2 protein-coding genes are annotated in these 2,015 nt (G+C 67.9%); one reads left to right on the top strand and one right to left on the bottom strand.

The window, feature by feature from the left end; translation table 11 throughout:
• Window positions 1-305: 305 nt before the first annotated feature.
• Window positions 306-1,334 (bottom strand): helix-turn-helix domain-containing protein, encoded by a 1,029-nt coding sequence (locus tag ACZ4LX_RS38070; protein WP_467651986.1) that lies wholly within the window; start codon window positions 1,332-1,334, stop codon window positions 306-308.
• A gap of 248 nt (window positions 1,335-1,582) precedes the next feature.
• Here ACZ4LX_RS38070 and ACZ4LX_RS38065 point away from each other — a divergent pair, with 248 nt between their 5' ends.
• The gene (locus tag ACZ4LX_RS38065) at window positions 1,583-1,831 is read left to right on the top strand and encodes a hypothetical protein (RefSeq protein ID WP_467651988.1); all 249 of its coding nucleotides are present in this window, start codon (window positions 1,583-1,585) and stop codon (window positions 1,829-1,831) included.
• The last annotated feature ends 184 nt before the right edge of the window (window positions 1,832-2,015 follow it).

Here is a 2,015-nt window from a genome sequence, read left to right as displayed (position 1 = left end):
ACTCGGCCCCGGCCTCTACGCCGCCACAACGTGGACCCCAACACCCCTTGCATGAACTGCGAAAACGTTAACTACCCGGCCTTGGGTCAAGGCCCCCGCGCGACTCCCCCGACCAGCCAGAGGTGGAGGTCCGCGCCCACGCCCGGATCGACGAGCAGACACCTGCCGAGCCCCCGCGATCCGCCAGGTGTCCAGTGACACCATTGCAGAAGCTCGTGAAACCCTACGACTGAAGTCTGATCGACGCTTCCGTGCTGTTCGGGCAGGCAAGGCGTCGGGCGTACCCCGCTGCCGGACGGGAACCGTCACCTTGCCGACGGGTCCCGTCCGGCAGCGGGGTACGGGGGCGGGGTCAGTTCGATCATGAAGTCCTGGTCGGTGGCGCCGGAGCAGCGGCCCTGGACGACTTCTGCTCCGTTCTGGGTGTCTTGGTGGCGCAGGCTCAAGCACCGGCCGGTGATGACCGGGCGGATACGGAAGTGGGCGGTGACAGGCGGGCCGAAGCGCTCGATGCGGAATTGCTGGGCCCGATCGTGGTCGGCACAGTCGTCGCGGGGCTCCAGCAGGTGGAGCCCCGGTCCTTCCGACAGGACGGTGAGGCAGCCGATGCCGTGCTTCGGGTGGTGCCACTGGATCTGCACGGTGTCCTTGCCCAGCGGTTCGAGGAACACCTGAGGCAGGTCGGCATCCGTACAGGGCCGTTGGGCGGCGATGGCGGTTCGGTATCGCCCGGTGCGGTCCCTGCCCTCGGTGAGGCACAGCTCGGGTGTGCGAGCGGGGTGGATCTGTGCCCAGCTGCCCACGGCCAGCATGCGCAGACCGGTCACCGGCATCTCGGGCAGGGCGGCTGGTGTCGACGCGTCGTGCGACAGACTGCTGACACCGAGTGTGCCCGCGATCCCGAGAGCTGCGGCACCGAGCAGGGCGGCCGCCCAGCGCCGCCGCGGGAGGCTCGACGGAGTGGAGGCGCCGACGGTCGGAGGTCCGGGATCGTCGTCGCACGCATCGCCGTTTGCCAGGGGTTCGTCGACTGCGATGCGGCGGCGTGTCTCGAGCCATCGGTGTACTTCCTCGGCGCCCAGGCCGCACGCGCGGGTGTAGGCGTCGACAAATCCTTCTCGGGGCAAGGTAGCGCGACCGAGAGTGGTCGCGATTGTGCTGGCAGGGAGTACGTCGGCGTGCGCGGTGGCCTTGCCCTCAAGCTGCCGGTAGGTCAGGCCGGACCGGATTCGCAGCGTGCGCAGGGCCGCGATGAACTCGGCAGGGGTCCGGGCCTGTGCGGGCTGTGGTGATTCCTCAGGCAGCTCGGCAAGGCCGCCTCCCTTCTGGCTCATTGCTTCAGCATGACCCCACAGGCGGTGAGCCGGCAGTCCTGAAACCGGCCGTGTTCGGGGTGTTCGGAATGCCAGTGGGCTCCGTTCCGAACACGCCCGAACGCTGAATCTCCTTGTCGGCCCGGTGGCCGGGCGGTCATTCTCGGCATTGCCCGGATTCGGCTGAAGTCGCCTCCCGAAGACGTGGGAGGAAGGGTGAAACCCGGGACCTCGGCACATCGTCCGACACATCTTCCTGAGGGAGCATCATGCGTACTCGTACATGGGTTGCCGGCCTCGCGGCGGGAGTCGCTCTACTGGCCGGCGGGTCGGTCGCCACCGCACAGGCGGCCCCCGCCTCCGAAGTCAGCACAACTGGGACCGCTGCCGTCCCGGGAATGGTGAAATACGGCACGTTCTCCTACGCGACATGCGTATCGCTGCGCGATTCGTACGCCGGTTACGCCTACTGCGACGGGATCGGCGGCGGCCAGTACATCCTGTGGGTGGAGGTGTAAATCGTTCCCGCTGCACCGTGTGCTCCTGGCGGTCCGCTGGAGCGGACCGCCAGGAGCACACCCGTATGGCCAGGTCCACCACATGCCGACCTAGGAGTTGTCGTCAAAGTGTCACGCCCACATCAGCAGCGAGGCGAGGGTGACGGCTGCCTGGTAGGACTCGGCGGTCTTGTCGTAGCGGGTC

Source organism: Streptomyces sp. NPDC026062, assembly GCF_055568375.1.
This window is presented reverse-complemented; position numbering and strand designations above follow the sequence as displayed.